We start from the raw sequence: 2,007 nt of genomic DNA on the forward strand, positions 1-2,007 counted from the left end.
TCGCGACGATCGCCGGCACGTCGTACACCATCGCGGGCCGCTTATCGCAGTCGGCGAGCCTGACATCGACCTGCTTGGAATTCCTGACATCTGCGTTTGGCATGTTGCTCCTCCTACCGGTTTGCGCGGTTGTCTATTATGGCAGTCGGCAAAGCGAACAGGAAGGAAAACCATGGCACCCGAAGACGCTGACCTTGCCCGCGCGGACGAGCTGCTCCACAAGCTCATGCTCAGCATGATCGAGTTCGACGCCGGCGACCCCGCGCGTATCCAGCATTTCGTCAAGGTCGCGAGTCTCGCGCGCACCATCGGCCTCGGCGAGAAGCTCGAACCCTCGACCCTCCTCACCTTGGAGGCCGCGGCCATCGTCCACGACATCGGCATCCATCCCGCGCTCAAGAAGTATGGCCGGTCGAGCGGTAAGCTCCAGGAGGAGCTCGGCCCCGAGCCTGCCCGCCTCATGCTCTTGGGCTGCGGATTCGACCCCCACCGGGCCGATCGCGTGGCCTTCCTCGTCGGCCACCACCATACTTACGACGCCATCGACGGGATCGATTACCAGGTTCTTGTCGAGGCCGACTTCATCGTCAACCTGTTCGAGGACGGGTCAGGCACGGACACTGTCCTCGCTGCGCGCGAACGGATCTTCCGCACGCGGACCGGCACGGCCTTGCTCGACCAGATGTTTGGGCTTTGACCAGGGGGTAAGCCGTGAATCAGCCCGAGCATCATATCCAGAACCGCGCTAATTGACTGGAGCATTGATTTGTCCTGCACCGCCGCCAACATCGACGCAGCGCCCGCCGGCACCGCCGCGTCGTTCTCGACCGCCAGAAAGAAGCTCTGCGTCGCCCTCATCGTGCTCCTCGCGTTCTCGCTCGGCTGCACCGAGTTCGCGCCCATCGGCATCGAGCCCGAGCTCGCCGACGCGTTCGGCGTGAGCCTCGCCCAGATCGGCCAGCTCATCAGCGTGTTCGCGCTCACCTACGCCGTCGCCACGCCGACGCTCGCGCTCGCGACGGGCCGGTTCCGCCGCTTTACGATGCTCGTTATCTATGCCGGAGTCTTTATCCTCGGCAACGTCGTCGCGGCGACCGCCACGGGCATGCCGGCGCTCTACGTGAGCCGCGTGACCTGCGGCCTTGTGTCCGGCGCTTTCCTCGCCGTGGGCGTGACCTTCCTGCCTGAGCTCGTCGACCCGCGCAAGACCTCGTTCGCCGTCGCCGTCGTCTACGCCGCCTTCAGCGTGGCGATGGTGCTCGCGACCTCGGCCGGAAAGATGCTCGCCGATGCCCTCGACTGGCGCGCGATGATGGTCGCCTGCCTTATCCTCGCGGTCGTGACCTGCGCGCTTTTGATCGCACTGCTCCCGCGCGAGGGCGCGACGGACGAGCCAGCGCGCGTTCGCGACCAGTTCCCGCTGCTCTGCGAGCTGAGCGTGCTCGCGTGCGTCGCGATCTTCGTCTTTGGCGTGGGGTCGACCTATGTCTTCTACGGCTACGTGACGCCCTACCTCGAGGAGTACCTCGGCCTCACTGCCGCGCAGACGAGCCTTGTGCTGCTGGTCTTCGGCGTGATCCTGTTTTTCTCGAACATGCTCTCCGGCGTCCTCGACGAGAAGTTCGGACTCAAGTCCGGCGTCGGGCTCTTTTTGACGCAGGCCGCCGTGCTCGCGGCGTTGCGGGCAGTCGGGACCGCGATGCCCGCCGCGCTCATCGTGATCTTCACGTTCGGCCTGCTCATGTACGCGGTGAGCGTCCCGTGCATCACACTCTTCATGCGCATGGCCAACGAGCGGCACCCGAAGGCGCTCACGCTCGCGAGCTCGCTCGAGCCGACGGCGTTCAACATCGGCATCGCCTTCGGCACGGCGGTTGGCGGCGCTGCGGTGACGGGGCTCGGGCTGGGCTCGCTCGGGCTCGTGGGCGCGGCGCTCGCGCTCGTGGCCTGCGGCTGCGCCGTCGCGGCGGTTCGCCTGGAGCCTTAAAGGGGAGAAGGCCTCCCACC

Annotated in this window: 2 protein-coding genes; both read left to right on the forward strand. The window is 66.2% G+C overall.

Annotation, left to right across the window (positions count from 1 at the left end; translation table 11 throughout):
* The first annotated feature begins 172 nt into the window (after positions 1 to 172).
* A complete protein-coding gene (locus tag ACT84W_RS10795; protein WP_444329219.1) occupies positions 173 to 697 on the forward strand; it encodes an HD domain-containing protein in 525 nt (174 codons plus the stop codon).
* A 69-nt stretch (positions 698 to 766) separates the two neighbouring features.
* Positions 767 to 1,987 carry an MFS transporter gene (locus tag ACT84W_RS10800; protein ID WP_444329220.1) on the forward strand — a complete coding sequence of 407 codons (1,221 nt, stop codon included), beginning with the start codon at positions 767 to 769 and terminating at the stop codon, positions 1,985 to 1,987.
* Positions 1,988 to 2,007: the final 20 nt, after the last annotated feature.

The organism is Paratractidigestivibacter sp., from assembly GCF_052362415.1.
In the GTDB taxonomy this organism is placed as follows: domain Bacteria; phylum Actinomycetota; class Coriobacteriia; order Coriobacteriales; family Atopobiaceae; genus Paratractidigestivibacter.

Coding starts and splice junctions, on each gene's coding strand:
- ACT84W_RS10795 (WP_444329219.1), top strand. CDS start 173: ATGGCACCCGAAGACGCTGACCTTGCCCGCGCGGACGAGCTGCTCCAC.